We start from the raw sequence: 26,774 nt of genomic DNA, 5'->3' as shown, positions 1-26,774 counted from the left end.
GGAACCAGCCTATGGGGCCAGTTGCTGCCGAGCCGTTCGGAGGTCGCCCTCCCACTGCTGGCAGAGGCTGCGGGCGTCGTCGAGGGCCGCCTGGCGCTCATCGAGGTGCCGGGCGAGCTGTGCGAGGGCGGCGAGTCCGGCGTCGATCCTCTGCACCGGCGAGTCCTCGCCGCGCTTCACGGCCATGAGGTCGCCGATCTCCCGGATGCCGAAGCCCGCCTTCCGCAGCGCGGTGATGACGCGCAGTGCGTCGACATCAACCTCGCGGTAGCGGCGGCGGCCGGAGTCGTCTCTGGGTGGGGCGATCAGGCCCTCCGCCTCGTAGTAGCGGACGGCCTCGACGCTCACACCGACGGTGCGGGCGACGGCGCCGATGGACGAGAGAGTAGCCATGCGCCAAGAATGCCCGCCAGGACGAGGATGCGGACGACGTGGTGCCAGATGTCGAATGGCTCGACGCCGGAGAGGCCCACAGCCAGCGGCGCGATGACGGCGAGGGCCGAACCGAGGATGAGGTTACGGCGGCAGCCTCGGAGCGCGCCGCGGCCGAGGAGGGCGGCGGCTGCCAGGAAGAGGAGGGAGATCCACCAAGCGCGGGGAAGGACGGCGACGGCGAGGACGAGCTGGAGGGCCGCAGCGGCAGCGAAGACGATGCGGAGGGCGATGTTGAGCTGCTTCATGGAGCTGACGCTAAGAGCTGAAGTGCACTTCAGGTCAAGGCGCGAGGGCCGGCGTGTGTGTCGGCGGTTTAGCCACGCTCGCGGAGCTCGCGGCTCAACCAGCGTTGGCGGCGGGATCGGCGATGCTCGCCAGGAACAACGGCCAGCCGGTACGCGTGTCGAGCACGCGCAAGACGTAGGGGCGGTCCACCTCGAACACGCCGTCGAGCATGGGGGCGCTCTCCGCCACCGCCAACTCGGTGACGGCCGCGCCCACGGTGCCCTTCGCGCTGACCTGGAGGATCACCTGCTGCACCCACTGTTCGCCGTAGCCGCCGGGGAAAATGCCGCTGAGGTCGCTGAGGTCGATCTCAGGGAGGGCCTCCATGAGGTCCGTTTTGGATTTGAGGTCGAACGACGGCATGACCACCATCACCTGCTGCTCCGAGGCGTCGTTGAGGGCGGCGGTCGCTGCCTCGAGGTCCTCCGCGGCCAATTCCTCCGGGCCCGTCCCCTCGTCGGGGAGCACGACATCGGCGGCCAGATTGTCGTCGTAGGGCAGCCGCACGGCCGTCCAACCGTCGCCCTCGGCGAGGCGGGCCGTCACGATGCCGCTCACGCCGTCCACCTCACCCGCGCCGGCCGGGCCGGTGAACGGGACCTTGCGCTCCTGCTCGAACGGGGTGCGCCACGCGGCGGCGAACAGGACGGCGTCCTGCAGCACGGCGACCGTGTTGGGCTTGACCTTGACGCCCGACTTCTCGATGAGGCCGGCGGTGTGGAGCTTGACCCACTCGTCGAGGCTGGCCTGCGCCTCCGCGCGCGGGGACTGCGCCGCGGCCGCGTCGTAGAACTCTGCCAGGCGGTCGAGGAAGGGCTGCTCCACCGTCGCGTCGACTGCGAGGACGCGGCTGGCCTGATGGACGACGGGGGTTTCCGGCGGGTCGTTGACGTCCACCTCGTCGGGGAGGGAGTCGTACGGGGCGAGCGCCTGCCGGAGGGCGCCGAACGCCTTGGCGCGCTCGTCGCCGGTGAGGCCCAGGATGTCGTCGAAGCTCTGCAGCGAGACGGTCTGCGCGCCCTCGGCGGCCTGGGCCATGGACATGCTGAGGGAGCTCGGGGAGGTGAGGCGGTTGTTGCCTTCGGTGTTCTGGATGACGCGCCAGGCGACCTCCTGGGAGACGCGGGCCGCCTCGTCGACGTTGGGGGTGGTGTCGTAGGGAAGGTCGAGGACGGCCGCGGCGCCCTTGACCTCTGTCGCGGGTTCGGCGGTGACGGTGCAGGCGGTGAGGGCGAGGGCCGTGATGAGGCTCAGCCAGCGGATGTTCATGATTCCTCGCTCGGGTTGGAGATGGCCGCCAGGAACAGGGGCCAGCCGGTGCGGGTGTCCAGCACGCGGAAGACATACGGGCGGTCCACCGTGAACGTGCGCACCTCTACCGACGATCCGGCGCTCGTCGCGATAACCATCTCGGTCACGGCGGCGCCGACGGTGCCCTTGGCTGTCACGATCAGCTTGGCCTGCTGGGCCCACTGGGCCGCGAAGCCGTCCTCGACGATGCCGCCGAGGTCGCTGAGGTCGATGTCCGGGAGGGCCTTGAGGAGGTCGGTCTTGGCGGCGAGGTCGAAGGCCGGCATGGTGACGTCCACCGGCTCCGGCTCAGCCTGCGCCAGCACGAACCGGGCCTCGGCGAGCTCACGCTCGGTCAGCTCCACGGGGTCGACGCCGGGGCGGGGCAGAATCACGTCGGCCGCCAGGGCGTCGTCGTACGGGAGCCGCACGGCCGTCCAGCGCTCACCCCCGGCGAAGCGGACGGAGAAGGTGCCCGCGAGCCCGTCCACGGGCTTCACTCCGTCGGGGGTGTCGAACGGGATGGCCGGCTCGCCCGTGAACTCCTGCGCCCAGGCGGCGGCGAACAGAAGCGCGTCCTGGAGGACGGCCACGGTGGAGCCGTCGGGCGTCACGGCGGATTGCGGGATCAGGCCGGCGGTGTGCTTCTTGACCCAGGCGTCCAGGTTGGGTTTGGCGTCGGCGAGGGTCACCTGTTCGGCGGGGGCGTCGTAGAACTCGGAGAGGCGGTCCAGGAAGGGCTGCTGGAGCTCGGAGTCGACGGCCAGCACCCGGCTGGCCTGGTGCACCACGGGGGTCTCGGGCGGGTCGTCGGCATCCACCTTGCTGGGGAGGTCGTCGTACTCGAGGAGGGATTGGCGGAGGGCCCCGAAGGCGCGGGCCCTGTGGTCGCCGGCGAGGCCGAGGGCGTCGTCGATGCTCTCGAGCGACGCGCCCCGAGCGCCTTCAGCAGCTTGAACGAGGGACATGGACAGGGACGACGGCGAGACCACCCGGTTGAGGCCCTCGCCGTTCTGGACGGCGAGCCAGCCGAGCGCCTCGGAGGCGTCGGCCGCCTCGTCGACGGAGGGCGTTGACTCGTAGGGCAGGTCGAGGACGGCGACGGCGCCCTTCGCCTCGCCTGCGTTGATCGCCGGGGCGGGTTGGGCGCAGGCGGTGAGGGCGAGGGCCGTGATGAGGCTCAGCCAGCGGATGTTCATGATTCCTCGCTCGGGTCTGAGACTGCGGCCACGAACAGCGGCCAGCCGGTGCGGGTGTCGGAGACGCGGAAGACGTACGGGCGGTCGACGATGAACTCGCGCTCCGCGGAGCCCCCGCTGCTCGTGAAGACGGCCATCTCGGTCAGCGCCGCGCCGACCGTGCCCTGGGCCGTGACGATCAGCTTGGCCTGCTGCACCCACTGCCCCGCGAAGCCGCCGTCGAAGATGCCGTTGAGGTTGGACAGGTCCAGCTGGGGCAGCGCGTTCAGGAGGTCGGTCTTGGCGGTCAGGTCGAAGGTGGGCATGGTCACGTTGATGGGCGCGGGCTCGGCGGCATCCAGGGCCCCGCGGGCGGCCTCGAGATCCTCGACGGTGAGGCTTTCGGGGGCCACCCCCGCCGTCGGGAGGATGACGTCGGCGGCGAGGTTGTCGTCGTACGGGAGCCGCACGGCCGTCCAGCGCTCCCCCTCGGCGTAGGCGACCGGCAGGATGTCGGAGACCCCCTCCACCGTCTTGGCCCCCGCCGGGGTGGTGAAGCTGATGGGCTGCTCGTAGCGGAACTCGTCGCGCCAGGCGGCGGCGAACAGCAGGGCGTCCTGCAGGACGGCCACGAAATCGGGTTTCGGCTCGATCGCGGACTGCTCGATGAGGCCGGCGGTGTGCTTGGTTGCCCAGGCGTCGAGGTTGGCCTTGGCGTCGTCGAAGGTGGTGGACTCGGCCTGGGCGTCATAGAAGAGGGCGATGCGCTCGAGGAACGGCTGCTTCAGCTCCGAGTCGATGGCCAGCACGCGGCTGGCCTGATGCACGACGGGAGTCTCGGGCGGGTCGTCGGCGTCGAGGCTTGCGGGGAGGGAGTCATAGGGCAGCAGCTGCTCCCGGAGGGCGGCGAATGAGGCGGCCCGGGAGTCGCCGGTGAGGCCGAGGGCGTCGTCGATGCTGGCCAGCGATGCCCCCTCCGCGCCCTCGGCCGCCTGCACCAGCGACATGACCAGGGATGAGGGCGACACGACGCGGTTGGGGCCATCGGCTGCCTGGATGACGTCCCAGCCCAGCTCCAGGGAACGCGTGGCGGCGAACTCCGGGGAGACCGTGACGGACTCCTCACCGGAGGCGGCCTGGGGCGTCCCCTCTGCTTCCGGGGCTGCCTCTTCGACGGGGGGGTGGGTGGATTCGGCGACCTCGGCCACCGCGTCGGTCACCGGCGCGGAGGCGGGCTCGGCCACGGGCCCGGCGCCGTTGCCCAGGTTCAGCGCCAGCGGCAGGATCAGCGTCCCGGCCAGCGCGAGGGCACCGGCGGCGACCAGCCCACGGGTGCGCCGACGGCGGCGGAGCGCCCCCCGGAGCAGGCCTGCGGGAACTGTGGGGTGGGGAGCGGCGCGGTTGAGTGCGTCCTTGATGTCGTCGTCGTTCATCTCAAGCCTCCTGGGGCGTGAGGTGCGTCGACTCCCGGAGGGCGGCGCACGCTCGATGGGCGTACTTCTTCACCGCGCCCTGGCTGATGCCCAGCGCCTCGGCCACCTCCGCGATGGGCCGGTCCTCGACGTAGCGCATGGTCACCACCGCCCGCTGCATGCGGGGAAGGGTGGCCAGGGCGCGCAGCACGTCGAGCCGGAGCTCGGCGGTGGCGTCCGCGGCGGGTTGGTCGTCGTCGGGGACCTCGCTGGGGATCTCGGATCGCCAGCTGAGCCGTCGCCACCAGGAGATGTACGTGCGGTACATGGTGGTGCGGAGATAGGCCTCGAACTTGTGGTCGTTGGCCAGGTTGTCATAGGCGCCCAACGACTTCGCCAACGCGGTTTGGAGGAGGTCTTCCGCGTGCTGGGAGTCGCCGGTGAGCACCCACGCGGCGCGGAGGAGGTCGCCACCACGGTGGGCGATGAACGCTTCGATGCCCTGCATGGCCACCTCCTCACCCTAACGACGCGGTGGGGGTCGCGGGAGGTTGTCACGGAGAAGCGGTCGGTTGGGCTGGGTGGGGCGGGGCGTGGCGGACAGGGGGGCGCGGGTAGGGGCATCGGCATCGGGCCGGGCAGAGTGAAGTTGTGCAGCAAGTCCGCTGCACAACTCAACAACGCCCGGCTGGGGGCGGCGCTCCCGGGCCGGGCAGAGTGAAGTTGTGCAGCAAGTCCGCTGCACAACTGCACTCTGCCTCCACCCCTCGACGGCGGGCCGGGCGTCGACGGCGCCCCGGCGGCTCACCCGGCGAAGAGCGCGTCGAGCTCGGCCGCGAACTCCGCCGAGGGGGTCCAGCGCATCAGGCTGTCTTCGCCGCGGAACTCGTAGCTGTCGCCGCGCTGCTCGAGCCGGATCTCGTCGCCCCACACGTTGCGGAGCACCAGGGTGCGCTGCCCGGCGTCGCCGCTGCCCGCGGCCTCGGTGGGGACGGAGTTGGCCAGGGCCTCCGCCCCGATCTGAGCAGCCACGGATTCACGCAGCTCCACGTTCTTCGTCGGCTCGCCGGCCTCCAGGGCGCAGGCGTAACCGCCCACCACCTCGTCCAGCTCGACTGCGAACAGCGCCTGGTTGAACGTCACGGGGCACGCCTGCGCCGGGGTGTACTCGCCCGCGGGGCGTCCGAGCTGTTGGCGCTGCGCCAACCAGCGGGCCTCGATCTCGTCGCGGAAGAACGCGTCGCTCCCCTGCAGGCTGGTGTCGCCGTCGGTGAGTTCGGTCGAGTCCTGGATGTCGCCGGTGAAGGAGGCCTTGCGACCGTTGTCGTACTCGAAGATCACGGTGTAGGACTGTGCGGTCTCCGGGGCGTCAGCCTCGGTCAGCGGCGGCTGGGCGTAGAGGGCCTCGACGAGCCCGTCGACGTCCACGACGAGCGGCTCCAGCGGGCCGACCGTGCCGTAATCGGATGTGCAGAGCCAGGCGCGGGCCGCACCCGTGTCGATGGTGCCGATGTTGATCCAGCTGCCCACCGGCTCGTCGACCTCGTTGTAGCAGACCTCGGCTCCGGGCTGGCTGTCGCGTCGCGTCGACAGCGACACCTCCGGCGACGGCTCCATCGCGGTGGGCGAGGGCTGAGCCGTCTCCTCCGGCGAGGTGGTGGGCGCGGCTGAGCTCACCGTCGGTTCCGGGGACGCGACGAGGTTCGGCGTCCGCTCCGACGACAGGTTGAGCGCCAGCGGAACAGCCAGCGCGATCACCAGCCCGGCCGAGAGACTGCCCGCGACCATCTGGCGGCTGCGGCGCCGGCGGCGGGCGGCGGCGGCCCAGCCGTTGGGGGCGGGCGCCTGGGGTACGGACTGCTTGAAGAGATCGTGGAGGTTGTCGTTCATGTCACTCACCCCTTCCTGCGAGGTGCTTGGACGCGCGCAGGGCGGCGCGGCCGCGGTGCGAATGCGTCTTGACGGTGCCGGGTGAGATGCCCAGGCGTTGGGCGATGTCGTCGGTGGGGAGATCCTCGAAGTACTGCAGCACCAGCACGGCGCGCTGCATGCGGGGCAGCTCGTCGAGGGCGCGGATCAGGTCAAGGTTGACGCCGTGCGGGGTCTCGGGCGCGGCCGAATCCGCCACGAACTCGGCCGCCTTCTCGTTGCGCCAACTGAGCTTGCGCCACCACGACACGAACGTGCGGTAGATGGTGGTGCGGACGTAGGCCTCGAACTGGTTGTCGTTGTCGAAGCCGCCGTAGCGCGTGAACGTCTTGGAGAGGGCGGTCTGGACGAGGTCTTCGGCGTGGTGGGAGTCGCCCGTCAGCAACCACGCGGCGCGCCAGAGGCCCCGGCCGCGCTGCGTCACGAACCCCTCGAAGCCGAGGGTCGCCTCACTGACGTCGTCGTTCACACGGCTCACCCTAACCGCGGCCGGAGCCGGGATGGCGAGTGTTACGGCAGGCACGGCGTCTCCTGGGTTGGCGAAGTGTCACCCCCAGCACGCGTCGAGGGGGCGGCTCGGTGCACAGGGTCGGCGAAATGCCTGAGTTGGGGCGGTGAGTCGGTGCGCCGCGGCTGCCCGCGCGTCGAACCGGCCAGGCAGAGTGAAGTTGTGCAGCGGACTTGGTGCACAACTTCACTCAGCCCACCGTCGTGGCCGCTGCCCCCACCAAGCGTTGTCGAGTTGTGCAGCGGACTTGGTGCACAACTTCACTCAGCCCACCGTCGTGGCCGCTGTCCCCACCAAGCGTTGTCGAGTTGTGCAGCGGACTTGGTGCACAACTTCACTCAGCCCTCAGCCACCACGGGCCCCAACCCCGGGTGGGTAAGCTCATCGACATGCGTGGCGAATACAAGGTTCCTGGCGGCAAACTCGTGGCGGTCGACGTCGAGCAGGAGGGCGACAGGCTCAGCCGCGTGGCCATCTCCGGCGACTTCTTCCTCGAACCCGACGAGGCCCTCGACGACATCAACGGCGCGCTCCTCGGCATGCCCACCACGTCGTCGGTGGTGGAGATGGCCGAAGCCATCACCGCGCGGCTGCACTCCGAGACGCAGATGATCGGCTTCACGCCCGAGTCGGTGGGCATCGCGGTGCGCCGCGCCCTCGGGCACGCCACGGACTGGTCAGACCACACGTTCGACGTCATCGGCCCCGTCTCCATGGACCCGCGGATGCACGTGGCGCTCGACGAGGTGCTCGCCGCGGAGCTCGCGAAGGGCGAGATCCGCCCCAGCCTCCGCATCTGGGACTGGGACCGGCCGCTGGTGGTGATCGGCTCCTTCCAGAGCTACAAGAACGAGATCGACGACGAGGGTCGCGAGCGGCACGGCATCGACGTGGTGCGGCGCATCACGGGCGGCGGCGCCATGTTCATGGAGCCCGGCAACTGCGTCACGTACTCGCTGGTGGTGCCGGTGTCGCTGGTGGAGGGCCTCAGCTTCGAGCGCTCCTACGAGTTCCTGGACCAGTGGGTGATGGGCGCGCTGAAGGAGCTGGGCGTCAACGCGCGCTACGTGCCGCTCAACGACATCGCCTCGGACAAGGGCAAGATCGCCGGCGCCGCCCAGCGACGGGTCACCGGCGGCGTCGTCGTGCACCACGTGACCATGGCCTACGACATCGACGCCGACAAGATGCTCGAAGTGCTGCGCATCGGGCGCGAAAAGATGTCCGACAAGGGCACGAAGTCGGCCAACAAGCGCGTCGACCCCCTGCGGTCGCAGACCCAGCTGCCCCGCGACGAGATCCTGGCGTCGTTCCTGAAGCACTTCGAGTCGCTCTACTCCACGCAGCGCCGCGACTACTCCGACGAGGAACTGGCGAAGGCGAAGCACCTCGTGGAGACGAAGTTCAGCTCCGAGGAGTGGACCAAGCGGATCCCGTGACGGCCTCCGGGACCGTGGGCTCAGGCGAACGTCGGGCGACGGATCCCGCCCGCCCGGTGACGTAGCCCAGCGCCCACACGATCCCCGACGCCAGCGCGGTGTACAGCACCGCGAGCGTGGCGTTGATGCCGTTGGTCTGGGTGAGCGCCAACCCCTGGGTTCGGATCAGCAGCCCCAGCGCCAACTCGAGGACGGTCAGCGCGGCCAGCACGACGGCGGGCGTGCGCAGCTCTAGGCTGCGCGCGGCCTTCGCCACCGTCGCCGCGATCAGCACGAGCGCCGCGGCAGCCATCACGATGCGCGCCACCTGCAGCGCCGGGTACTTGTCGATGTCGAGCACCAGCCACAGGGGCCAGCTGATGCAGCGGGTGAACGAGCCCGTGCCCGCCGACGTCACGCCCGCCACGACGATCCCCAGCAGGTGCATGGAGATCAGCACGACGAGGGCGCCGAGGCCCAGGCGTCGCACCGACGGCGGGCCGGCGTCGTCGCCCCGGGAAGTCACCGCGGCCGACGCGACGGTCATCAGCGTCATGGCGATCATCGCGCCGCCGACGTCGATGAGGGCCAGGCCGAGCGGCAGGGTGAACAGGATGATCATCATCCCGAACACCGCGGAGCCTACGGCCAGGCCCAGCGCCACCCAGGGGAACACGCGGACCCGCACGTCGGCGGAGCGGCGCCCGAGCCACCCCGCCCAGCCCGTGAACACCAGGGAAAGGAAGGCGATGAACCGGTGCACGAACTCGATGGCGGGGTTGTTCAGCCACTCGAACTGCGGGGCGGGCGCGACCTGGTCGGCGTAGCAGACGGGCCACGCGGGGCAGGCCGAGCTGGAGTCCGTGGCGCACACCACGGAGCCCAGCACGATCGTCGTGAAGAGCAGCGCCGCGGCCACCCTGAACACCGTCGTCGAACCCACCTCTTGGCCTCCTTGCCGTCGGACGCCGAAAGCCTATCCAGCGGTTCCCTGGCCGCCCGGGCGGGCCGGGCTAGAGGCCGAAAACGCGGTCCAGCTGGGCCTGCACGTCCGGCGACGGGGTCCACACGCGCGGGCCATCGGCGATCCAACCGAACGAGCCGTCCTCGCCGCGGAGCAGCGTCATGGGCTCGCCGTACTTGTTGACCCACACCAAGGTGCCCTCGCCGGCGGCCCAGTCGTCGGGCTGCGGGGCACTCTCGAACGTGGCGGAGATGGCCTTGACCAGCTCCTGCGGCAGGTCCACCGGCAGCGCGCCGTCGGGGCCGAGGCAGGCCACGATCTGGGTGGCGCCCTCCGCCTCGGGGCTGAAAGGGACCAGCGAATCGGCCCGCGGGCACAGCTCCTGCGCGCCGTAATACATCCCGGCGCCCTCATCCCCGGTCTGTTCGTGGAACAGGTCCACCAGCACGCCGACAAGGTCGCCGTCCTTCTGGACCGCGCCCGTCGCCGGGCCGCAGCCGTCCGCCCGCACCGCCGCCACGTCGCCCTCCATCCCGGCGTACACCACGTACACCTCGGGCCGGGTGCCGTCGGACGGGAGGGCGCAGACCCCCTCGAGCACCGGGAGGCCGTTGAACGCCTCCACCGCGCGCTCCACGAACGCCGGCTCGTACAGGCCTCCGGGCGCGATCAGCCGGGGCCCACCCTCGGGGCTCTCGAAGCAGAAGTAGACGCCGGTGATGTCGCCCTCGATGACCGCAGGGGTTTCGGCGGCGGTGTTGCGCGCCGCGGTGCAGTCCGGCCGCTCCGGCACGTACGGCTGCTGGGTGACGGGGTTCCCGAGCTGGCCGACGAGGGCGTCGAGCTCTGCCGCGAGGTCGCCCTTCGGGCGCCAGACCTGGTTGGGGCCCACCACGTAGCTTCCGCTGGCGAAGCGGGTCAGCGTGACGGACTCGCCCCACGCGTTGGCGAGCACCAGCCGTGCGGTGGGCTCCCATTCGCCCAGGGCGCCGTCGACGGCGTTGGCGGCCACGTCGTCCTTGACGCGCTGGAGCACGTCCGTCGGCAGCTCGACGCCCTCGCTCTTGGTGCCGGTGCCGTCGTCGGGCCGGCACAGGGCGCCCTGCGTGGCGCCGTCGACCGTGGCCGGCAGGATGGCACCGATGGACGAGCAGACCTGCTCCGACGAGAGGCTGGACGTGGGCGCGGAGCCCTCGGCGCGCTGCGCCTGCCACAGGCCCGCGAGCGTGTCGAGGAACGCGTCACCGCCGGAGCGGTTGCCGACGCTGCGGCAGCCGTGCAGCTCGCCACGCACGGGCGTCATGGTGCCGTCGGCCGCCTCGGCGACCACGACGTAGGTGAGCGTGTACTCCATCGTGCAGGCCTGGTTCGGGTCGGCCTTCGGGAGCTCCCGGAATGCGGCCAGGGCCTCATCGACCCCCTGCGTCAGCGGGTCCTGCGGCCCGGTGCGGGAGAAGCCGATCTCACCCGGCTCGTCGCACAGCCACAGCCGGACGGCCTCCTCCGGAAACTCGTTGGCTGTGGACTGGTCCGCCCCGGAACACGCGGCCTCGCGGTCCTCGGCTGCAGTCGCCACCGGCTCGGTGCCGACGGGCGCAGGCACCGCGGTGTCGTTGGACTTGTTCACCAACTGCAACGCGAACGGGCTCACGACGGCGAGCGCGGCCACCATGGCCAGCGTGCCGACGGTCACCCGACGGCGACCCGCGCGACGGCGGGCATCCTCGGACCAGGCACCGTCGCCCGGGCGGGGCAGGTCGCGCTTGAACATCTCGGACAGCTGGTCGTCGCTCATGACCGTTCCTCCTCGGACAGGTGAAGCGAAGCGCGCAGAGCCGCGCGCCCCTGGGAGGTGTGTGCCTTGACGGTGCCCTCGGCGATGTCGAGCAGCTCCGCGACCTCGGTGACCGTGCGGTCCTCCAGGAACCGCAGCACCATCACCGCGCGCTGCATCTTCGGCAGCGCGGCCAAGGCCCGGACGACGTCCATGCTGACCGCCTGGTCTGCGCTGGCGGTCGGGCTGTCGGGCAGGTCGTCCGACGCCAGCTCGGCGTTCCACTTCCGCCGCCACCACGACACATAGGTGCGGTAGATGGTGGTGCGGACGTAGGCCTCGAACTTGGCGTCGTTGGCCAGCACGGTGTAGCGGCCGTAGGTGCGCCCGAGGGCGGTCTGGACCAGGTCGTCGGCCTTGTCGCGGTCGCCAGTGAGCAGCCACGCGGCCCGCCAGAGATCAGCGCGGCGGGCGCGGACGAACGAGTCGAAACCCACTGCCGTCTCGTCGACGGTGGGCTGGGCTTCGAACACGAGTACCTCCATACCTGTTACGACGCGTTGGCCCAAGTATGGGGTTTAGTCGCTGGGGCCGGCGATGGAAAACCTCCAACTATGTAGATGCACGGGCATCCATATTTGAGGAGGCCCGCACGCCTACATAGCTGGAGCCTTGACGCTCTGAGGGTCTGGCCTTTCATCGGGGCGTCGCAGGGGAACTCACAGGGTTCATGACCTTCGAAAGCGGCGTATCGCGTGGACTCCGCCCTTCGCGCGTCGTACCACCGCAGGCCCGGCTTGTTCATGCCCATGCCAAGTCGAGAACGTCCACAACTGCCGAGAGTCTCGTTCGTTCTGGGGACTGGAGCCGCTGAGTTGTACGATTCGGCTGTTCCAGCGGCTATCCTGGGTGTCATGACTGAGATGACTGTGAGCGACGCCCGGGCCCGCCTCGCCGATGTCGTGGACGCGGCCCGGGTCGGGCACGACCCGGTCTATCTGACCCGTCGCGGGCAGCGGGTGGCCGCGGTCATCGACGCCGACGACCTGGATCGGCTCATCGCGGCCGCGGAAGACCTGGCCGACCTCGAGGCCGCCCGTGCGGCACGTACCGAGATGGTCGATGGCGAGTCGGCGATCCCCTGGGAGCAGGTCAAGGCAGACCTCGGCCTGGCATGAGCTACCGGATCGAGGTCGCGCCCGCTGCGGTTCGACAGCTACGCAAGTTGGACAGGGGCGCCCAGCGGCGGGTCCAGGCGGCGATCGAACTGCTTGCCAGCAGACCGCGCCCTAGCGGTGCCAAGAAGCTGGTTGGCGGTGACGGTGAGTGGCGTGTCCGGACCGGTGACTATCGGATCGTCTACGAGATCCATGACAACGTGCTGCTCGTCCTCGTCGTTGCCATCGGCCACCGCCGCGACATCTACGAACGCCGGTAACCAACTCGCGCGGTCGACGCTTGGCTTCTGGAGCAGGTTGCTCCAGCCTATGACAGGCTGCGGGCAGACCCGGATGGTGCGCTGTCTGTAGGCGAGGTCCGTGCGCGGCTCGTGTCCCTGCGCGGCCAGTGACCTACACGGTCCGGTTCGCGCCGGAGGCGGCAGATCAACTCGAGGTGCTGTACCGGAAGATTGCTTCGTCAGCGTCGCCGCCGGTTGCTGCCGATGAGCACCCCCTGGCCCGGCTCTCGTAACAGTCTCCCAGTAGTGGCACACTCGCAAACATGAGGGTAGTGCGCATCATTCCGGACGTGCTGGTCAAGGACATCACCGCAGCCGACGACTTCTACGGCGACTACCTGGGTCTGCGTCGCGAAGACCTGGGCCTGGATTGGGTGACCCGCTACGTTGCTCCCTCGGGCGCCAACCTACAGTTGCTCACTCGAGACGGCGCTGCGTCCGATGCCCCAGCCATCTCGATCGCCGTTGACGATGTCGATGAGGCCTACGCCGAAGCCGTTCGTCGCGGGTACGAGATCGTTCACCCGCTCACAACCGAGCCGTGGGGCGTCCGCCGCTTCTTGGTACGAACACAAGACGGTCATGTCGTGAACATCCTGCGTCACCGCGAGTAGGCACGGATCTGCAGCGGTGCGCGAGGGAGACCTCTGCGGCTTGCCTGGCACCCCGGCACGACCGCCCGCACCGCCGCCGTCGGCGAGTGCTCACTCACCTGGTGGTGCCTGCTTCTGGCGCGGGAAGGCTTCGTGGAGTTGCCACTGGAGGTCCGCGATCTGCGCTTCGTCCAGCGGTCCGCGTTCGGTCAGTAGCGACTTGAGCTTCTTGGGCCACATCACTGCCACTTCGTTGACGGTGAACGCGCCGCCGAGCAGCGGCCAGTCCGCGTCAACGAAACACAGCACACCCCGCACTGGTACTTCTGGCCGCTCGGCCAGGGCCGCGCGGACCAGGTCTACCTGCTTCTGCATCCCCGTCACCAGCGCTGTCCGGTCTCGCCCCCCGACGGTCAACGACTCGGTCCGTGGCCTCAGCAAGCCTCCCTCGACTCGTAGCGCTGGCCGGGCGTTGCGGTAGCGCTTGGCGTCCACCACGAACACCCCGCTGGGGCACACGACCAGATGATCGATGTTCGCCCTGGTCCGGGGAATGCGGCGATCGTGCAGCACACGCAGCGAGTCCGCAGCCATGGACGCCAGCATGCCACCGAGCATCCGCTCGCCCTCAGCGCCCACCGACCACGCCCGCGTCGACTGAGGGTCGTCGAAGACCGCCAGCAGGAACCGCCCCATACGCGGGTGGTTGCCCAATACCCGCTCGGCCCGGGCCGCATGGCGCCGCTGGTACTCGGCAGCCGCAGATGCGCCGCCCTGCCCATCAACCACCCCCAACGAGGGCACCTTCTCCACGTCAGGCCCTGGACGAACCGCAGCAGCTGCGACGGCTGCGATGGTCTCGTCGACAAGCACTCCCGGAGCAGTGGGATCTGTTTGGCGCAGTGGAGCCTGGGGTGGGCACGTCACGCAGGCCACCGTCTTGGTAGACCGGTCGTAGTCCGCGGTCGTGCCCGCACTCAATGCCGAGCCGCAGCTTGAGCAGGTGCCCGCATAGCGCAGCCGCATCCGCTTGACGTCCACCCGGGCCGCATCCTCAACCATGAGGAACAAAGTAGTGGTCCATCGACGGCGAATGTCGACGACGTCTCCGCTCGGCCACCAAACCACGGGACCCCGAAAGCGGCTAAGACGCCGATCAAGACAACCCCGATTACGCGCCGCCTCGTAAAATCGTGATGTGAACGGCCTCCCAGCAGGCACCCCCGGCGGGGTGCCCACGCCGGCCCTTCGGGACTCGGCGGTCGCCGGCGCCGCGGCCACTGCCGTCGCGCTCGGCGCCTCCGAACTCGTGGGCGCGCTCCTGCCCGGCGGCCGGTCGCTGGTGGAGGCCGTCGGCGACACCGTGATCGATCTGGTCCCGGGCTGGCTCGAACGCTCGGCCATCGCGATCCTCGGCACTGCGGACAAGCCCGTTCTCATCGTCGGGATCTTGGCCGTCTCCCTCATCGTGGGTGCGGTGCTGGGATGGGTGGCCCGTCGAAGCCTGCCGCTGGCCACTGCCGGGCTGACAGCCTTCGCCCTGATGGGCGTCGTCGCTGCGACCGGGGACGAGCGCTCCACCGCCTGGGCCGTCGTGGCGGCGGGCCTGGCTGGCGCGGCCAGCGGGGTCATCGCCCTGGTGATCCTCACCCGCGCCGCGCCAGCCCGGTCTGCCGCCGCGGCCGGTCCCAACGGCCGCGGCGAGGCACGGCCGGGACGCCGAGCGTTCCTGCAGGCGGTCGCCATCGCGGTGGCCGTCGCCGGCGCCACCGCCGCGGCCGGCCGGTGGCTCACGTCGTCGCGCCGCGTAGAGGAGATCCGCGCGCTGCTGCGGCTACCCGCACCGGCAACGCCCGCTCCCCCGGCCCCGCCTGATGCGGACCTGGCGCTCGCCGGGCTGACTCCGCTGTACATCGCCAACGACGACTTCTACAGGATCGACACCGCCCTCTCCATTCCCCAGGTCGATCCGGAGCAATGGTCGCTGGAGGTCCGCGGCCTGGTGGATCGCCCGTTCACCCTGACCTACGACGATCTGTTGGCGATGCCGCACGTCGAAACCGACATCACGCTGACCTGCGTCTCCAACGAGGTGGGCGGAGGCCTGGTCGGAAACGCCCGGTGGCAGGGCGTGCCCCTCCGGGCCCTGCTGGAACGCGCCGGGGTGCAGGACGGCGCCACCCAACTGCTGAGCAGATCGGTGGACGGGTTCACCGCAGGCTTCCCCACGGAGACCGCGATGGAGGATGGCGCGCTGGTGGCCCTGGGGATGAACGGCGAGCCGCTCCCGGCTCTCCACGGCTTCCCCGCCCGCCTGGTGGTGCCCGGCCTCTACGGGTACGTCTCGGCCACCAAGTGGCTGTCCGTCATCGAACTGACCACCTTCGAGGCCGAGGCCGGGTACTGGATCCCCCGGGGATGGGCGCGCGAGGGTCCCATCAAGACGCAGTCCCGCGTCGACGTCCCCCGCGCGGGGTCCAGCGTGACGGCGGGGCGCCAGCCGATCGCCGGCGTGGCATGGGCACCCACCCGCGGCATCGAGATGGTGGAGGTCAGCATCGACGGCGGCCCGTGGAAGGAGGCGCGCCTCGCCGCGAGCCTCAGCGTCGACACATGGCGCCAGTGGGTCTACGAATGGGACGCGACGCCCGGGTCCCACACCATCGCGGTGCGGGCCAGCGACGGTTTGGGGGACACGCAGACTGACGTGCGCACACCGGTCGCGCCCGACGGTGCATCGGGGCACCACACCATCGAGGTGAGGGTGGAGCAGTGAGCGGGGATAGAGGCCTGTTCACGCGCGACCCGCGCGGGTAAAGTTGCTGGCCACGCGGGCCGACGCCGTCTCGTCGGCCCGAATCCCAATGAGGGGAAGATCATGACTGACGCCCACCCGGCCCCGTACTACACAGGCCCTGCCCGCACCGATGTGGAGTTCCTAGAGGTGGCGGAGATCCCCACCGTGGTGCAGAAGTTCACCGACTATCCGCTCTCCGCGATGTCCCAGGCGATGGACGGCGCCGTGTCCGCTCTGTTCCCCGCGCTGGAGGCTCAGGGGCTCCATCCGGTCGGCCCGGTGTTCACCCTCTACTATCAGATGCCCGGAGTGAATGCGACCTTCGAGGTGGGGGTGCCGGTCGACCGCCCCCTGACCACACCTGTCACAACCCCATCCGGGGCCTCGCTCCACGGCTCGGTCCTTCCGGGCGGCCCCATCGCGACCGTCTCGCACGTCGGCTCCTACGACCGGCTGGGCGAGGCCTGGGGCGTCTTCCTCGAGAAGGTCGAGTCTGCCCACAGGAAGGCGGGGCTTCCCTTCTGGGAGATCTACCTGACCGAGCCCACCCCCGAGGCCGACCCGGAGTCGATGCGCACGGAACTCGTCATCGTGCTGGCCGACTGACGCCCTGGATTCGGGCGCGCAGCTCATGCTCGTCCACCGACACCACATGGAGGGTGAAGGCGCGGCCGTCTTCGAGCTCAACGCTCAACCCATCCTGGGCGGGCCGCCAGTGTCCTGGGACTTCGACGGGGCCATCACCGGGGGCGTCGTGCACGGCGACGAAGGAGCCGCTCCCGTCCACCGCGAATCCCGCCACCGAGCGTGACAGCGGAGCCTCCTCCCGAGGGACATAGACGCCGACTCCGTCGTCGTCCGTGCGGATGGGGCCGCGCCAGTCGCGGAACAGGCCCGCTGGGACGTCGGCGGGCCCGACGGGGTGGAAGAACGCGTGACCGAAGGCAGTAGACCGGACGGCGTGGAAGGGGTAGGTGACCGTGGCGTCGTCAACCTCGCCCGCCACCTCGCGGAAGTACACATCCACCGTGCCGCCGCGGATCCCGAGGGTGTGCAGCTGAATCTCCTCAATGGCGACACCGGCTCCGTGGCCGCGTGGGCCCAGCGCGACAACCGTCACCACCTCCGTGTCCCAGTCAACCGGGTGCTCCATGGGCAGCTCACCATCGAAGAACTCAACGAAAGCAGCGTGGTCACGCAGCACCGTCGAAACGGCGTCGCGGGGGCCGTCGTCGGCCTGGGCCAGGGTGGTGAAATCGAGGGGTTCGGTGTCCGGAGTAGGGATGGGCATGGTGGGTCCTCCTTCTCCCTTGGCGAGGGTGTTCCCACCCTAACCGGGAGCATGCGCACATAAGGCAGATGCGAACCCTCTTCCTTTGCCGGGGGCAGGTGGCTAGGCTCACCTGACCGCCTGGAAGCGTCAACCCCGCCCAGCTAGGAGCGCACCATGACCGCCGCTGATCACCCCGCCGTCGTCGCACTGTCTGCCGCCATCGAGAATGCCGCCAACCTCCTGCGGATCCCCAGGGAGGGCGTCGCGCTGGAGGGCATGGAGGCGCGGGACTGGCCCGATTCCTGCCTGGGTCTCGCCGAGGACGACGACGCGTGCGCGGACGTCATCACGCCGGGCTACCTCATCCGGCTGGGCGACGGCTTCACCTACCACGCCGATCAGCAGGGCAATGTGCGCCGGGCCCGGGGGGACAACCCGCGTCCCGACACCGAGATCAGGCTGCGCTACTCCGTCTCCGGCGGTATCGCCGGCCGGTCCACCTCCTACGAGACCGACAGCTACCAGCTGACCAAGGCTGAAGATGATGAGCTCCGCCGCCTCATCACGGAGGCGGACTTCTTCACCATCCCCAACTCCCTGCCTGACTCACCGGTGGCGGACGGCATCACGGCGCGACTCTGGATCGCGGTCGGAAGGCGCTCCCACGAGGTGGTCCGGGGCGACGGCATCGACGCGGAGGACACCGAGGCCTTCCACGCGCTGGTGGCGTGGGTGGATGCGCGGACGCCTCCGTTGTTCCCGGAGGTTTCCGGCAACCTGGTCTGACCCCGCTCTCCGCGTCAACCAGCGACTACTGGCGAACACCGATCGTCAGCAGCAGGTTCGCGTAGATGCGCTGCTCGCCCGAGGCGATCACGATGCCGACGTCGTCCTTCTTCGCCTCGTCGTAGAAGTCCCAACGGGGGATCTCCACGAACTCGACGCCGGGCAGGGCCGCCTTGTACTCGTCGTGGGCGTCGATCTTCTCGGGGCGCAGCTCCGGCGGGGCGTCGGCGGCGGGCACCATGATGCCGGCCTGCTCAATGGGGACGGCCTGCTTCAGCACGTCAAGGATCTGCGAGACGTTGAGCAGCCCGGGCGCGAGGTTGAGGTAGATGCGGCGGGCGCGCGGGTTGGCGCCCGTCTCGTGTGGGTAGTTGCCATCGGTGATGAGGATCTTGCTGCCGTGACCCGCGCGGCCAAGCGCGTTCAGCAGCTCGGGGTGGATCATGGGGCCGTTGAGCATGGGGTTTCCTTTCGGGTGTTTACGTGCTGTCGCGGACGATCAGCGTGGGCGTGATCAACGACGACTCCGCAGGCTCGCCGTTCAACAACAGGTTCAACGCCTTCACGGCCTGCTCCCCCATCGTGAAGAAGTCCTGCCGGACGGTGGTGAGGCCGGGCAGGAACCACTCGGAACCCGGCACGTCGTCGTAGCCGACGACCCGCACGTCGCCGGGCACCCGGCGGCCGGCCAGTTGCAGCGCCGACATCGAGCCCAGGGCCAACTGGTCGTTGGCCGCGAAGATCGCGTCGACGTCCGGCGGCAGGTCCGGCACCAGGGCAGCCGCGGCGGAGGCGTCCCAGGAGTTGGCGAACAGCACGGTGGGCTCCAGGCCCGCCTTGCCCATGGCCAACTTGTAGCCCTCCAGGCGCTCCTGCGCGTCGATCCAGTCCTGGGGACCGGCCACGTGCAGGATCCGCTGCGCACCGCGGCTGATGAGGTGGTCCACCGCGGCCACCGCCCCCGCCCGGTGGTCCACAGCCACGCCGACGGCCGGCGAGGGGAGGTCCTTCGTCTCGCCCACGCACACCGTCGGGAGGCGGCTGGCGATGGTGTCGATCCACGGGCGAGACTCCGCCCGCCCGCCGAGCACGATCACGCCGTCGGCGCTCACCGGCACCAGGTGGTGCAGCTCCCGATGGTCGATGTCCGGCGACCCGAACACGGAGGTGGACGTGTGCAACTCGAGGTTGGACAGCGCCTGGCAGATGGCGACGAACGACGTGGCGTGTCCGTGGAACAGCGGCACGGCGTCGATGATGTGCACGGAGCCGGTGCGCGCCGCCGACAGGGAGCGGGCTGCGAGGTTGGGCTGGTAGTTGAGCCGCTCGATGGCCTCCAGCACCCGGGCGCGGGTGGCCTCGGCCACCACGTCGACGCCCCGCACCACGCGGGAGGCGGTCTGGATGGAAACCCCGGAGGCCTCTGCAATGTCTCGCAGGTTGGCGCGTTGCTGACCGGCCTTCATGACCGCGGCTCGAAGGTCTCGGTACGGGCGGTGCTGGCGATGGCGTCGTTGCGGTTGGCCGGGTCCAGGTGGCCCATGATCTCCAACTGCGCCAGCAACGAGCCGAGCACGGAGGCCTCCACGGGTCCTGCGATCACCGGCACCCCCAGCGCGTCGGCGGTGAGTTGGCACAACAACTTGTTGCGCGACCCGCCCCCCACCAGGTTCAACTGCGTGGCGGGAGTTCCGGTGAGGGCGGTGAGGTCCGCGATGCCGCGGGCGTAGCGGGCCGCGAACGATTCCAGCACCACCCGCGTGACCGCCGCCTCGTCGAGGTCGTCGACGGCGACACCCTGGGCAGCGAGCGCCCCCAGCACCCGCCTCTCCATCTCGCCCTTCAGCACGAACTGCGGCTCGTCGGGGTTGATGGTGGCGCCCAGCGACGGCGAGGCCTCAGCCCGCCGGATGAGCTCCACGATGTCGTGGGTGCGGCCCTGCTGCTCCCAGTCTCGCTGGAGTTCCTGCAAGATCCACAGGCCCGTGATGTTGAACAGGGGGCGCAGGCCATCGTCGGCGCGGGCCTCGTTGGTGAGGCCCAGCGCGCGGGCCTCGTCGGAGAGCAGCGGTTCGTCGCGCAGCACGCCCAGCACGGACCATGATCCGCAGCTCAGGAAGTACGAGTCCTGGCTCACGTCGCGCTGCAGCGCGTGCACGGCGCAGGCGGTGTCGTGGGCACCGGCCCGCACCACGGTGAGCTGCTCGAGCCCCTCGACGATGCACCGGCCCACCACGTTGAGCTCGCTCGTCACGTCGCCCACCCACGAGCGCGGGATGCCCAGCGCCTCGAACACCTCGTCGGAGAATTCGTGGGCGCCTGGGCGGATCAGCGCCGACGACGACGCGTGGGAACGCGACCAGCCGCGGGCGCCGGACAGCAGATAGGTGAAGTAGTCAGGCAGCAGGAGGATCTGCGACGTCCTGGCCGCCACCTCCGGCTCCTCCTGAAGGAACGCGAACAGCTGGTTCGCGGTGTTGATGGTGGCCGGCGCGATACCGGTGGCGGCCCACAGGGCCTCGTCGGATAGGCGCTCGCGGAAGGCCTCATGGGTGCGGATCGTGCGCTCGTCCCGGTACGCGCGGCCGGGAGTCAGCTCCATGCCGTCGTCGCCGAGTGCCACGTAGTCGACTCCCCAGGTGTCGACGGAGACGCTCACCGCGTCGGGGAAGCGGGCGACGGCGTCGCGGAGCCCCTCGACCACCTCGCCCCAGATGACATCGAGATCCCAGGAGAGGTACCCGTCGCGCATCCGGGCCTCGTGCGGAAAGCGGCGGACTTCGACTTCCTCGATGCGGCCGTCGCGGAACGTGCCGGCGATCACTCGCCCGGTCGACGACCCGAGATCAACCGCAAGGGCGGTGACGGTGGACACTTCTCTCCTCCTGGATGGTGGTGCGCGTTCCCTGGGCCAGCCGCGCACGGCCGGCCCAGGGAACCAACAGCGCTACTAGTTGTACATCGGGCCGAACTGGGCGCAGGCGCGGAAGTCTGCTCCCTCGAGGTCAGCCGTGCCGAAGCCCAGCCAGTTCTTCGGGCGGAAGATCCGCTCGCGCTCCACGTTGTGCATGTTCACCGGGATGCGGAGCATCGACGCCAGCGTGATCAGCTGGTGGCCGATGTGACCGTACGAGATGGCGCCGTGGTTGGCGCCCCAGGCGTTCATGACCTCGTAGACGCTGGTGAAGGCACCCTCGCCCGTCAGGTTCGGCACGAACCAGGTGGTGGGCCACCCGGGATCCGTGCGCAGTTCGATGGTCTTGGCCACCTCGTCGGGCAGTTCGACGGTGTAGCCCTCGGCGATCTGCATGACCGGGCCGAGGCCGTCGACCCAGTTGATGCGCGTCATCGTGACGGGCACCTCACCGGCGGAGCGGAAGTGCGTCGAGAAGCCACCGCCGCGGAAGTAGCCGGTGTTGGCAGGATGGAACGTCGTCTCGTCGATCATCGCCTGGATGTCGTCGTCGCTGAGTTCCCACCAGGGCTTGATGCAGGGGTTGCCGTCGGCGTCCTTGGCGGCGAACGTGCCGTCGAGGGTGGTGGCGCCGGAGTTGCGCAGGTCGATGACACCCGCCGCTGCGCGACCCTCGGGACGGTGGCCCGTGACGCGCTCGATGGCGTCGGCGCTCCAGTAGGTGCGCACGTCGGAGAAGATCTGCGCCGTGTTGGTCAACAGGTAGTTGAACATCATCGACGCGCCGTTGAGGTTGTCGTTCTCCGTGGCCTGGATGAGGGGCTGCCTCTTGCCGTTCCAGTCGAACTGCGTGTTGAGCAGCGTCTCCATCAGGTCGCCGTTGGGCAGGTAGTCGGTCCACTGACGCTGGCCCTGGAAGCCGGAGACGAGCGCGCCGTGACCGACGGCCTCCTCCTCGAAGCCCATCTCGGCGAGCTTCGGGTTGCCGATCATCAGGTCACGGCCGATGAGCACCATCTTGGTGCTCCACTCCCACCACTTCTCGTGGTCCTCGGCGGAGCGCTGCCACTCCTCGGGGTTGAAGTCCTCACCCTGCTTGAGGTTGTCGCGCACCCACGTGTACGCAATCTCGTATTCGTCCTTGTCGTAGATGCCCAGGTTGATGCGACGCTCGATCTCGACCATGTCGATGTACTCGTTGCGCATGCCCAGCCAGTAGTTCCAGAACTCCTCCTTCACCACGCAGCCGGCGATGCCCATGGACACGCCACCGATGGAGAGGAACGACTGGCCGCGCATCAAGGCGACGGCGAGGCCGGCCTGTGCGTAGTCCAGCAGGCGCTGACGCACGTCGGCCGGGATGGACTCGTCGTCGGCGTCCTGCACCTCTTCGCCGTAGATACCGAAGGCGGGGATGCCCAGCTGTGCGTGGCCGGCCAGCGCGGCGGCCAGGTAGACGGCACCCGGACGCTCGGAGCCGTTGAAGCCCCAGATCGCGTGCGGCATGGTGCGGTCCATGTCGATGGTCTCGGAGCCGTAGCACCAGCACGGCGTGACCGAGAGGGTGAGGCCGACGTTCTCGGCCTTGAACTTCGCGGCGGCGGCCTGGGCCTCCGGCACGCGACCGATCGTCGAGTCGGCGATGACCACCTGGACGGGGGTCCCGTCGGGGTACTTCAGCTCAGACTCGTAGAGTTCCTTGACGCGCAGCGCCATACCCATCGTCTGGTCCTCGAGCGCCTCGCGCACGCCGTTACGCCGGCCGTCGATGATGGGACGGATACCGATCTTCGGGTAGTTGGTCACGAATCACACCTTCTTTGTTCGTTACTAGTGGTTCAGGTTTCCGGCACGGTGTGCTCCGCGCAGGCGGCCGGGTGGCTGCGTCGGATGAAAAGGGGCCCCTGTCTGCGTGTCCCACGCGAGGCAGGCAAACGCGGACAGGCGCCCCTAGGGATTGTTCATGAGGTGGGGTGGGCCCGGGCGGGCCCACCCTCACGCATCACTCGTAGAGGTTGGCGGCGATCTCGGGATCCTCGATGTTCGAGGCGTCGTACCAGGCGAAGCCGGAGTCGATGACCTTCGGCAGCTCCTGTCCGTTGATGGCCTTGATGGCGGCGACGACGGTCTCGTAGCCCATCTTGACGGGGGCCTGGGTCACGGCGCCGGCCTGGTCGCCGGATTTGATGGCCTCGATCTGGGTCTTGCCGGAGTCGAAGCCCACGACGACGACCTCAGCGCCGGATTCCTTGGCGCCCTGGATGGCGCCGGTGGCGGCGGCCTCGTTGGTGCCGTAGATGCCCTTGAGCTCGGTGTTGGCCTGGATCATGGACTTGGCGGTGTTGGCGGCGAGGTCGACCGCGCCGGCAACCTGGGGCTCGAGAACGGTGACGTCAGGAGCGTTGTCCTTGATCCAGTTCTGGAAGCCGTCGCAACGCTGCTTGCCGGTGGCGGAGGTCTGGTCGTGGCAGATCAGGCCAACCTGGCCGGAGCCACCGATGAGTTCGACCATGTGCTCAGCGGCGTTCTCAGCGGCTGCGGTGTTGTCGGTCGAGACGGTGGTCAGCGGGATGTCGGAGTCCACACCGGAGTCGAAGGCGATGATCGGGATGTTCGCAGCCTCGATCTCGTTGAGGAGATCCGAAGCGGCGCCCGAGTCGAGGGCGGCGAAGCCGATGGCGGCGGGCTTGGAGTCCAGGGCCGTCTTCAGCTGGTTGAGCTGCTCGGTGACCTGGGTCTCGTCCTGCGGGCCGACGAACTGAACCTTGTAGCCCAGCTCTTCGCCGGCCTGCTCAGCGCCTTCCTTCACGGCCTGCCAGAAGCGGTGCTGGAAGCCCTTGGAGACGAGGTAGATGGTCTGCGTGCCGTCGCCCTTGGGGACATCGCCGTCCGCAGGGGCTTCTTCAGAAGCGGATTCGGAGGGGGACTCTTCCTCAGCCGGGGCCGAGGTCTCTTCCGCGGGTGCCGAAGCGCTGGTCTCCTCTGCCGGGGCGGGAGCTTCGGTCTCGGTGGAGGTGGACGTGCCGCAGGCGGTGAGGCCCAGGCTGAGCACGGCTCCGAGAGCCAGTGCGGAGCGCAACATGCGCATAGCGGTTCCTTTCGGTTGTTGGGAGGACCGCCCTCCCGGTACAGGGTGTTGTTGTGCGTGAGTGGTGGACGGGGGGCGGGTCAGACCGCAGCAGCTCTGGCGCGGCGGACGTTGTCGATGAACACGGCCAGCAGGACGACGACCCCAGTGGCGACGAGCTGCCATTCCTGTGCGATGCCCATCATCTGGAGGCCCTTGCGGAGGGTCTCCATGATGAGTGCGCCGACGACGGTGCCGATGATGTTGGCACGGCCACCGGCGAGTGAGGTGCCACCGATGACGACGGCGGCGATGACGTTGAGTTCGAAGCCCACGCCCTCAGCGGGTTGGACGAAGCCGAACCGCGACGAGTAGAGGATGGCGCCGAAGGCCATGAAGACGCCGGCGGTGACGTAGACCATCGTCTTCCAGAACCGCACATTGACGCCGGAGAGGCGGGTGGCCTCCTCGTTGGAGCCGATGGCGATGGCGTAGCGGCCGAGCAGCGTCTTGTTGAGCATGACGCCGGCGATGATCGCGAAGAGGATGAACCACAGGATGGCGTTCTTGAGGCCGGGGATGAGCTCGCCGTTGAACAGCCAGGTGTACTGCGGGTTCTTGATGCTGATGGTCTGCTTGTCCGACACGACGAGCGCCAGGCCGCGGGCCGCCATCATCATCGCCAGCGTGGCGATGAACGGTGGTAGGCCGAGGAAGGCGATGTTGAAGCCGTTGATCAGGCCGATGAACGCGCCGACGAGGATGGTCAGCGCGAGGCCCGCGCCCAGCGGCAGGTTCAGCCACGGGTCGGCCGCGAGGAACGCGCCCGCCGCGACGGCGACCAGGCTCATGCCCGTGCCGACCGAGAGGTCGATGCCGGCCGTCGCGATCACGAAGGTCGCGCCCAACGCCATCACACCGACGTAGGCCGACTGGGAGACGATGTCCAGCGCGACGCCGAGCGTGGCGAAGTTGGGCGCCACGAGCATGAAGACGATGTAGATCAGGACCAGCGCGAGGAAGACGAAAATCTGCTGAAGCGACGACTTCAGGTAGCCCTGGACCGGGCTCGTCGTCTGCTTGGTGGTGGCTTGAGTGCTCACGCTGCGGTTCCTTTCAACTGAGCCTTGCCGAGGGTGGCGAGCTCCATGATGCTTTCCTGGGTGGCGTCCTCGTTGTCGAGGATGCCGGTGATGTGTCCGTGCGCCATCACGACGATGCGGTGCGAGACGCGCAGCACCTCCGGCAGTTCGGAGGAGATGACGATGATGGCCTTGCCCGCGGCGCTCAACTGTTCGATGAGGTCGTAGATCTCCTCCTTGGCACCCACGTCGATGCCTCGGGTGGGCTCGTCGAAGATGAGGATGTCGGAGTTACGCACGAGCCACTTCGCGATGACGACCTTCTGCTGGTTGCCACCGGAGAGCTTGCCGAGGAGCTGGTTGACCGACGGCGTCTTGACCTTGAGCTTGTCGGAGAACTCCTTGCCGACGGTGCGGATCTTGCCGTCGAGGACGAACCCGCCGATGCTGAAGTCGTTCATGGCGGCGAGCACGGCGTTGTACTTGATGTCCTGCTCGAGCAGCAGGCCGTAGGTCTTGCGGTCCTCGGAGAGGTAGCCGATGCCTGCGCGCACCGCGTCTGCGGCGGAGCGGATGTTGATCTTCTTGCCGTGCACGTGGATGTCGCCGGAGGTGCGGGGGTCTGCGCCGAAGACTGCGCGGGCCACCTCGGTGCGGCCGGCGCCGACGAGGCCGGCGAAGCCGAGCACCTCGCCCTTGCGCACGTCGAAGTTGATGTCGTGGAGGAGCTTCCTGGTGTTGAGGTTCTCCACCTTGAGCAGCACCTCGTCGCTGTCGACGGTGGTGCGGGGTCGCGCGTCGCCCGAGACCTCGCGGCCCACCATCATCGAGATGATCTCGCGGATCTCCACCTCGTCGGTGGTGACGGTGCCGATGTACTGGCCGTCGCGCAGCACGGACACCCGGTCTGTGATCTCCTCGATCTCCGGCATGCGGTGCGAGATGTAGATCAGGCCGGTCTCCGGGGTGACGAAGTCGCGGATCATGCCGAACAGGGCGTCGGTCTCCGAGATGGTCAGCGCCGCGGTGGGCTCGTCCATGATCAGGATCTTGGTGGACTCGAACGACAGGGCGCGCGCGATCTCCACCATCTGCTGCCGGGCCACCGAGAGGTCGCCGACGCGGGAGGTGGGGCGGATGCTCATCCCGAGGCGTTCGAAGAGCTCGCTCGCCTCGCGGTTGAGTGCCTTGTCGTCGACGAAGCCGCCCTTGCTGCTGCCGGGGCGCCCGAGGTACAGGTTCTGGGCGACGGTGAGGTCCGGCACCATGTTGAGTTCCTGGTGGATGATGCTCAGGCCCAGATCACGGGCGTGGTTCACGTCGCGGACGGTGACCTTCTGGCCCTGCAGCCAGATCTCCGCGCCCGGATCCGGCGTGTAGATGCCCGTCAGGATCTTCATCAGCGTGGACTTGCCGGCACCGTTCTCGCCGCACAGACCCAGCACCTCGCCGGCGTTGAGGTCCAAATGGACGTTCTGCAACGCTTTGACGCCTGGAAACGTCTTGCTGACGTTCTTCAGCTCAAGAAGTTTGCTCACGTGTACTCCTTCGTACTTTCGCCGGAAATCCCGCAACTATGCGGCTCTCTGAACGACGATGTTAACGCTAGC

At 69.1% G+C, this 26,774-nt stretch carries 27 protein-coding genes; 7 read left to right on the top strand and 20 right to left on the bottom strand.

Annotated elements, in window-relative coordinates; all coding sequences use genetic code 11:
* Window positions 1-9: 9 nt before the first annotated feature.
* From J7D54_RS02055 to J7D54_RS02020, 8 genes are all read right to left on the bottom strand, one after another.
* On the bottom strand, window positions 10-393 hold the full coding sequence (locus tag J7D54_RS02055) for a MerR family transcriptional regulator (RefSeq protein WP_182762571.1): 384 nt from the start codon (window positions 391-393) through the stop codon (window positions 10-12).
* Entirely contained in the window at window positions 345-680 is a 336-nt protein-coding gene (locus J7D54_RS02050; protein ID WP_182762573.1) for a hypothetical protein, read from the bottom strand. The genes J7D54_RS02055 and J7D54_RS02050 overlap by 49 nt, the downstream gene beginning before the upstream one ends.
* A 94-nt stretch (window positions 681-774) precedes the next feature.
* Window positions 775-1,989 carry a serpin family protein gene (locus tag J7D54_RS02045; RefSeq protein ID WP_182762575.1) on the bottom strand — a complete coding sequence of 405 codons (1,215 nt, stop codon included), beginning with the start codon at window positions 1,987-1,989 and terminating at the stop codon, window positions 775-777.
* Window positions 1,986-3,209: a serpin family protein gene (locus J7D54_RS02040; protein WP_182762577.1), complete on the bottom strand. Its 1,224-nt coding sequence runs from the start codon at window positions 3,207-3,209 to the stop codon at window positions 1,986-1,988. The genes J7D54_RS02045 and J7D54_RS02040 overlap by 4 nt, the downstream gene beginning before the upstream one ends.
* Window positions 3,206-4,621 (bottom strand): serpin family protein, encoded by a 1,416-nt coding sequence (locus J7D54_RS02035; protein WP_182762579.1) that lies wholly within the window; start codon window positions 4,619-4,621, stop codon window positions 3,206-3,208. The genes J7D54_RS02040 and J7D54_RS02035 overlap by 4 nt, the downstream gene beginning before the upstream one ends.
* 1 nt (window position 4,622) lies before the next feature.
* Window positions 4,623-5,108, bottom strand: a complete 486-nt coding sequence (locus J7D54_RS02030) for a SigE family RNA polymerase sigma factor (protein WP_182762581.1) — start codon at window positions 5,106-5,108, stop codon at window positions 4,623-4,625.
* 296 nt (window positions 5,109-5,404) lie between these two features.
* Window positions 5,405-6,490 carry a hypothetical protein gene (locus tag J7D54_RS02025; protein WP_182762583.1) on the bottom strand — a complete coding sequence of 362 codons (1,086 nt, stop codon included), beginning with the start codon at window positions 6,488-6,490 and terminating at the stop codon, window positions 5,405-5,407.
* Window position 6,491: 1 nt separating this feature from the next.
* A complete protein-coding gene (locus J7D54_RS02020) occupies window positions 6,492-6,998 on the bottom strand; it encodes a SigE family RNA polymerase sigma factor (RefSeq protein ID WP_182762584.1) in 507 nt (168 codons plus the stop codon).
* Between the two features lie 428 nt (window positions 6,999-7,426).
* Here J7D54_RS02020 and J7D54_RS02015 point away from each other — a divergent pair, with 428 nt between their 5' ends.
* Window positions 7,427-8,476, top strand: a complete 1,050-nt coding sequence (locus J7D54_RS02015; RefSeq protein WP_182762586.1) for a biotin/lipoate A/B protein ligase family protein — start codon at window positions 7,427-7,429, stop codon at window positions 8,474-8,476.
* Here J7D54_RS02015 and J7D54_RS02010 read toward each other — a convergent pair.
* The 3 genes from J7D54_RS02010 to J7D54_RS02000 form a co-directional block, all read right to left on the bottom strand.
* Window positions 8,442-9,398 (bottom strand): COX15/CtaA family protein, encoded by a 957-nt coding sequence (locus J7D54_RS02010; protein ID WP_182762588.1) that lies wholly within the window; start codon window positions 9,396-9,398, stop codon window positions 8,442-8,444. The two genes, J7D54_RS02015 and J7D54_RS02010, sit on opposite strands and share 35 nt — an antisense overlap.
* A 70-nt stretch (window positions 9,399-9,468) precedes the next feature.
* Entirely contained in the window at window positions 9,469-11,214 is a 1,746-nt protein-coding gene (locus J7D54_RS02005) for a hypothetical protein (protein ID WP_182762590.1), read from the bottom strand.
* Complete coding sequence (locus tag J7D54_RS02000) at window positions 11,211-11,726, bottom strand: SigE family RNA polymerase sigma factor (RefSeq protein WP_198928318.1); 516 nt, start codon at window positions 11,724-11,726, stop codon at window positions 11,211-11,213. The genes J7D54_RS02005 and J7D54_RS02000 overlap by 4 nt, the downstream gene beginning before the upstream one ends.
* Before the next feature lie 381 nt (window positions 11,727-12,107).
* On the opposite strand from J7D54_RS02000, the gene J7D54_RS01995 reads away from it, so the two are divergent.
* From J7D54_RS01995 to J7D54_RS01985, 3 genes are all read left to right on the top strand, one after another.
* A complete protein-coding gene (locus J7D54_RS01995) occupies window positions 12,108-12,371 on the top strand; it encodes a type II toxin-antitoxin system Phd/YefM family antitoxin (protein ID WP_182762593.1) in 264 nt (87 codons plus the stop codon).
* Window positions 12,368-12,631, top strand: a complete 264-nt coding sequence (locus tag J7D54_RS01990; RefSeq protein WP_182762595.1) for a type II toxin-antitoxin system RelE/ParE family toxin — start codon at window positions 12,368-12,370, stop codon at window positions 12,629-12,631. Before J7D54_RS01995 ends, J7D54_RS01990 begins: the two co-directional genes overlap by 4 nt.
* Before the next feature lie 284 nt (window positions 12,632-12,915).
* Window positions 12,916-13,266 carry a VOC family protein gene (locus J7D54_RS01985; protein WP_076063732.1) on the top strand — a complete coding sequence of 117 codons (351 nt, stop codon included), beginning with the start codon at window positions 12,916-12,918 and terminating at the stop codon, window positions 13,264-13,266.
* Window positions 13,267-13,356: 90 nt separating this feature from the next.
* Here the strand turns inward: J7D54_RS01985 and J7D54_RS01980 are convergent, their stop codons facing one another.
* Window positions 13,357-14,307 (bottom strand): nuclease-related domain-containing protein, encoded by a 951-nt coding sequence (locus J7D54_RS01980; RefSeq protein WP_198928317.1) that lies wholly within the window; start codon window positions 14,305-14,307, stop codon window positions 13,357-13,359.
* A 136-nt stretch (window positions 14,308-14,443) separates the two neighbouring features.
* Between J7D54_RS01980 and J7D54_RS01975 the strand changes: the two genes are divergently transcribed.
* Window positions 14,444-16,021: a sulfite oxidase gene (locus J7D54_RS01975; RefSeq protein WP_209455184.1), complete on the top strand. Its 1,578-nt coding sequence runs from the start codon at window positions 14,444-14,446 to the stop codon at window positions 16,019-16,021.
* Window positions 16,022-16,123: 102 nt separating this feature from the next.
* The gene (locus J7D54_RS01970; protein WP_182762597.1) at window positions 16,124-16,648 is read left to right on the top strand and encodes a GyrI-like domain-containing protein; all 525 of its coding nucleotides are present in this window, start codon (window positions 16,124-16,126) and stop codon (window positions 16,646-16,648) included.
* Here the strand turns inward: J7D54_RS01970 and J7D54_RS01965 are convergent.
* Window positions 16,629-17,333 carry a hypothetical protein gene (locus tag J7D54_RS01965; protein WP_182762599.1) on the bottom strand — a complete coding sequence of 235 codons (705 nt, stop codon included), beginning with the start codon at window positions 17,331-17,333 and terminating at the stop codon, window positions 16,629-16,631. The genes J7D54_RS01970 and J7D54_RS01965 overlap by 20 nt on opposite strands.
* 156 nt (window positions 17,334-17,489) lie before the next feature.
* On the opposite strand from J7D54_RS01965, the gene J7D54_RS01960 reads away from it, so the two are divergent.
* Window positions 17,490-18,101 (top strand): protealysin inhibitor emfourin, encoded by a 612-nt coding sequence (locus tag J7D54_RS01960; RefSeq protein WP_182762600.1) that lies wholly within the window; start codon window positions 17,490-17,492, stop codon window positions 18,099-18,101.
* A gap of 25 nt (window positions 18,102-18,126) precedes the next feature.
* Here J7D54_RS01960 and J7D54_RS01955 read toward each other — a convergent pair whose 3' ends face one another.
* The 7 genes from J7D54_RS01955 to J7D54_RS01925 form a co-directional block, all read right to left on the bottom strand.
* Window positions 18,127-18,561: an RbsD/FucU family protein gene (locus J7D54_RS01955; protein ID WP_182762602.1), complete on the bottom strand. Its 435-nt coding sequence runs from the start codon at window positions 18,559-18,561 to the stop codon at window positions 18,127-18,129.
* 19 nt (window positions 18,562-18,580) lie between these two features.
* Window positions 18,581-19,567 (bottom strand): LacI family DNA-binding transcriptional regulator, encoded by a 987-nt coding sequence (locus J7D54_RS01950; RefSeq protein ID WP_182762604.1) that lies wholly within the window; start codon window positions 19,565-19,567, stop codon window positions 18,581-18,583.
* Entirely contained in the window at window positions 19,564-20,976 is a 1,413-nt protein-coding gene (locus J7D54_RS01945; protein ID WP_182762606.1) for a rhamnulokinase family protein, read from the bottom strand. Before J7D54_RS01945 ends, J7D54_RS01950 begins: the two co-directional genes overlap by 4 nt.
* 75 nt (window positions 20,977-21,051) lie before the next feature.
* Window positions 21,052-22,821 carry an L-fucose isomerase gene (locus J7D54_RS01940; RefSeq protein ID WP_182762608.1) on the bottom strand — a complete coding sequence of 590 codons (1,770 nt, stop codon included), beginning with the start codon at window positions 22,819-22,821 and terminating at the stop codon, window positions 21,052-21,054.
* A gap of 196 nt (window positions 22,822-23,017) precedes the next feature.
* Entirely contained in the window at window positions 23,018-24,097 is a 1,080-nt protein-coding gene (locus J7D54_RS01935; RefSeq protein WP_245244077.1) for an ABC transporter substrate-binding protein, read from the bottom strand.
* A gap of 86 nt (window positions 24,098-24,183) precedes the next feature.
* Window positions 24,184-25,185: an ABC transporter permease gene (locus tag J7D54_RS01930; protein ID WP_245244075.1), complete on the bottom strand. Its 1,002-nt coding sequence runs from the start codon at window positions 25,183-25,185 to the stop codon at window positions 24,184-24,186.
* A complete protein-coding gene (locus J7D54_RS01925) occupies window positions 25,182-26,702 on the bottom strand; it encodes a sugar ABC transporter ATP-binding protein (RefSeq protein WP_182762612.1) in 1,521 nt (506 codons plus the stop codon). Before J7D54_RS01925 ends, J7D54_RS01930 begins: the two co-directional genes overlap by 4 nt.
* Window positions 26,703-26,774: the final 72 nt, after the last annotated feature.

This window comes from Tessaracoccus sp. MC1865 (assembly GCF_017815535.1).
Classification (GTDB): domain Bacteria; phylum Actinomycetota; class Actinomycetes; order Propionibacteriales; family Propionibacteriaceae; genus Arachnia.
Note: the sequence above shows the minus strand (reverse complement) of the source record. Positions and strands in the feature narration are given on the sequence as shown.

What these genes read in the sequence shown, in the direction of transcription:
- J7D54_RS02015 (WP_182762586.1), top strand. Translation starts at nt 7,427, where the DNA reads ATGCGTGGCGAATACAAGGTTCCTGGCGGCAAACTCGTGGCGGTCGAC.
- J7D54_RS02050 (WP_182762573.1), bottom strand. Translation starts at nt 680, where the DNA reads ATGAAGCAGCTCAACATCGCCCTCCGCATCGTCTTCGCTGCCGCTGCG.
- J7D54_RS02025 (WP_182762583.1), bottom strand. Translation starts at nt 6,490, where the DNA reads ATGAACGACAACCTCCACGATCTCTTCAAGCAGTCCGTACCCCAGGCG.
- J7D54_RS01955 (WP_182762602.1), bottom strand. Translation starts at nt 18,561, where the DNA reads ATGCTCAACGGCCCCATGATCCACCCCGAGCTGCTGAACGCGCTTGGC.
- J7D54_RS02045 (WP_182762575.1), bottom strand. Translation starts at nt 1,989, where the DNA reads ATGAACATCCGCTGGCTGAGCCTCATCACGGCCCTCGCCCTCACCGCC.
- J7D54_RS01985 (WP_076063732.1), top strand. Translation starts at nt 12,916, where the DNA reads ATGAGGGTAGTGCGCATCATTCCGGACGTGCTGGTCAAGGACATCACC.
- J7D54_RS02040 (WP_182762577.1), bottom strand. Translation starts at nt 3,209, where the DNA reads ATGAACATCCGCTGGCTGAGCCTCATCACGGCCCTCGCCCTCACCGCC.
- J7D54_RS02035 (WP_182762579.1), bottom strand. Translation starts at nt 4,621, where the DNA reads ATGAACGACGACGACATCAAGGACGCACTCAACCGCGCCGCTCCCCAC.
- J7D54_RS02005 (WP_182762590.1), bottom strand. Translation starts at nt 11,214, where the DNA reads ATGAGCGACGACCAGCTGTCCGAGATGTTCAAGCGCGACCTGCCCCGC.
- J7D54_RS01970 (WP_182762597.1), top strand. Translation starts at nt 16,124, where the DNA reads ATGACTGACGCCCACCCGGCCCCGTACTACACAGGCCCTGCCCGCACC.
- J7D54_RS01995 (WP_182762593.1), top strand. Translation starts at nt 12,108, where the DNA reads ATGACTGAGATGACTGTGAGCGACGCCCGGGCCCGCCTCGCCGATGTC.
- J7D54_RS01960 (WP_182762600.1), top strand. Translation starts at nt 17,490, where the DNA reads ATGACCGCCGCTGATCACCCCGCCGTCGTCGCACTGTCTGCCGCCATC.
- J7D54_RS01980 (WP_198928317.1), bottom strand. Translation starts at nt 14,307, where the DNA reads ATGGTTGAGGATGCGGCCCGGGTGGACGTCAAGCGGATGCGGCTGCGC.
- J7D54_RS01965 (WP_182762599.1), bottom strand. Translation starts at nt 17,333, where the DNA reads ATGCCCATCCCTACTCCGGACACCGAACCCCTCGATTTCACCACCCTG.
- J7D54_RS02055 (WP_182762571.1), bottom strand. Translation starts at nt 393, where the DNA reads ATGGCTACTCTCTCGTCCATCGGCGCCGTCGCCCGCACCGTCGGTGTG.
- J7D54_RS01990 (WP_182762595.1), top strand. Translation starts at nt 12,368, where the DNA reads ATGAGCTACCGGATCGAGGTCGCGCCCGCTGCGGTTCGACAGCTACGC.
- J7D54_RS01950 (WP_182762604.1), bottom strand. Translation starts at nt 19,567, where the DNA reads ATGAAGGCCGGTCAGCAACGCGCCAACCTGCGAGACATTGCAGAGGCC.
- J7D54_RS02030 (WP_182762581.1), bottom strand. Translation starts at nt 5,108, where the DNA reads ATGCAGGGCATCGAAGCGTTCATCGCCCACCGTGGTGGCGACCTCCTC.
- J7D54_RS01935 (WP_245244077.1), bottom strand. Translation starts at nt 24,097, where the DNA reads ATGTTGCGCTCCGCACTGGCTCTCGGAGCCGTGCTCAGCCTGGGCCTC.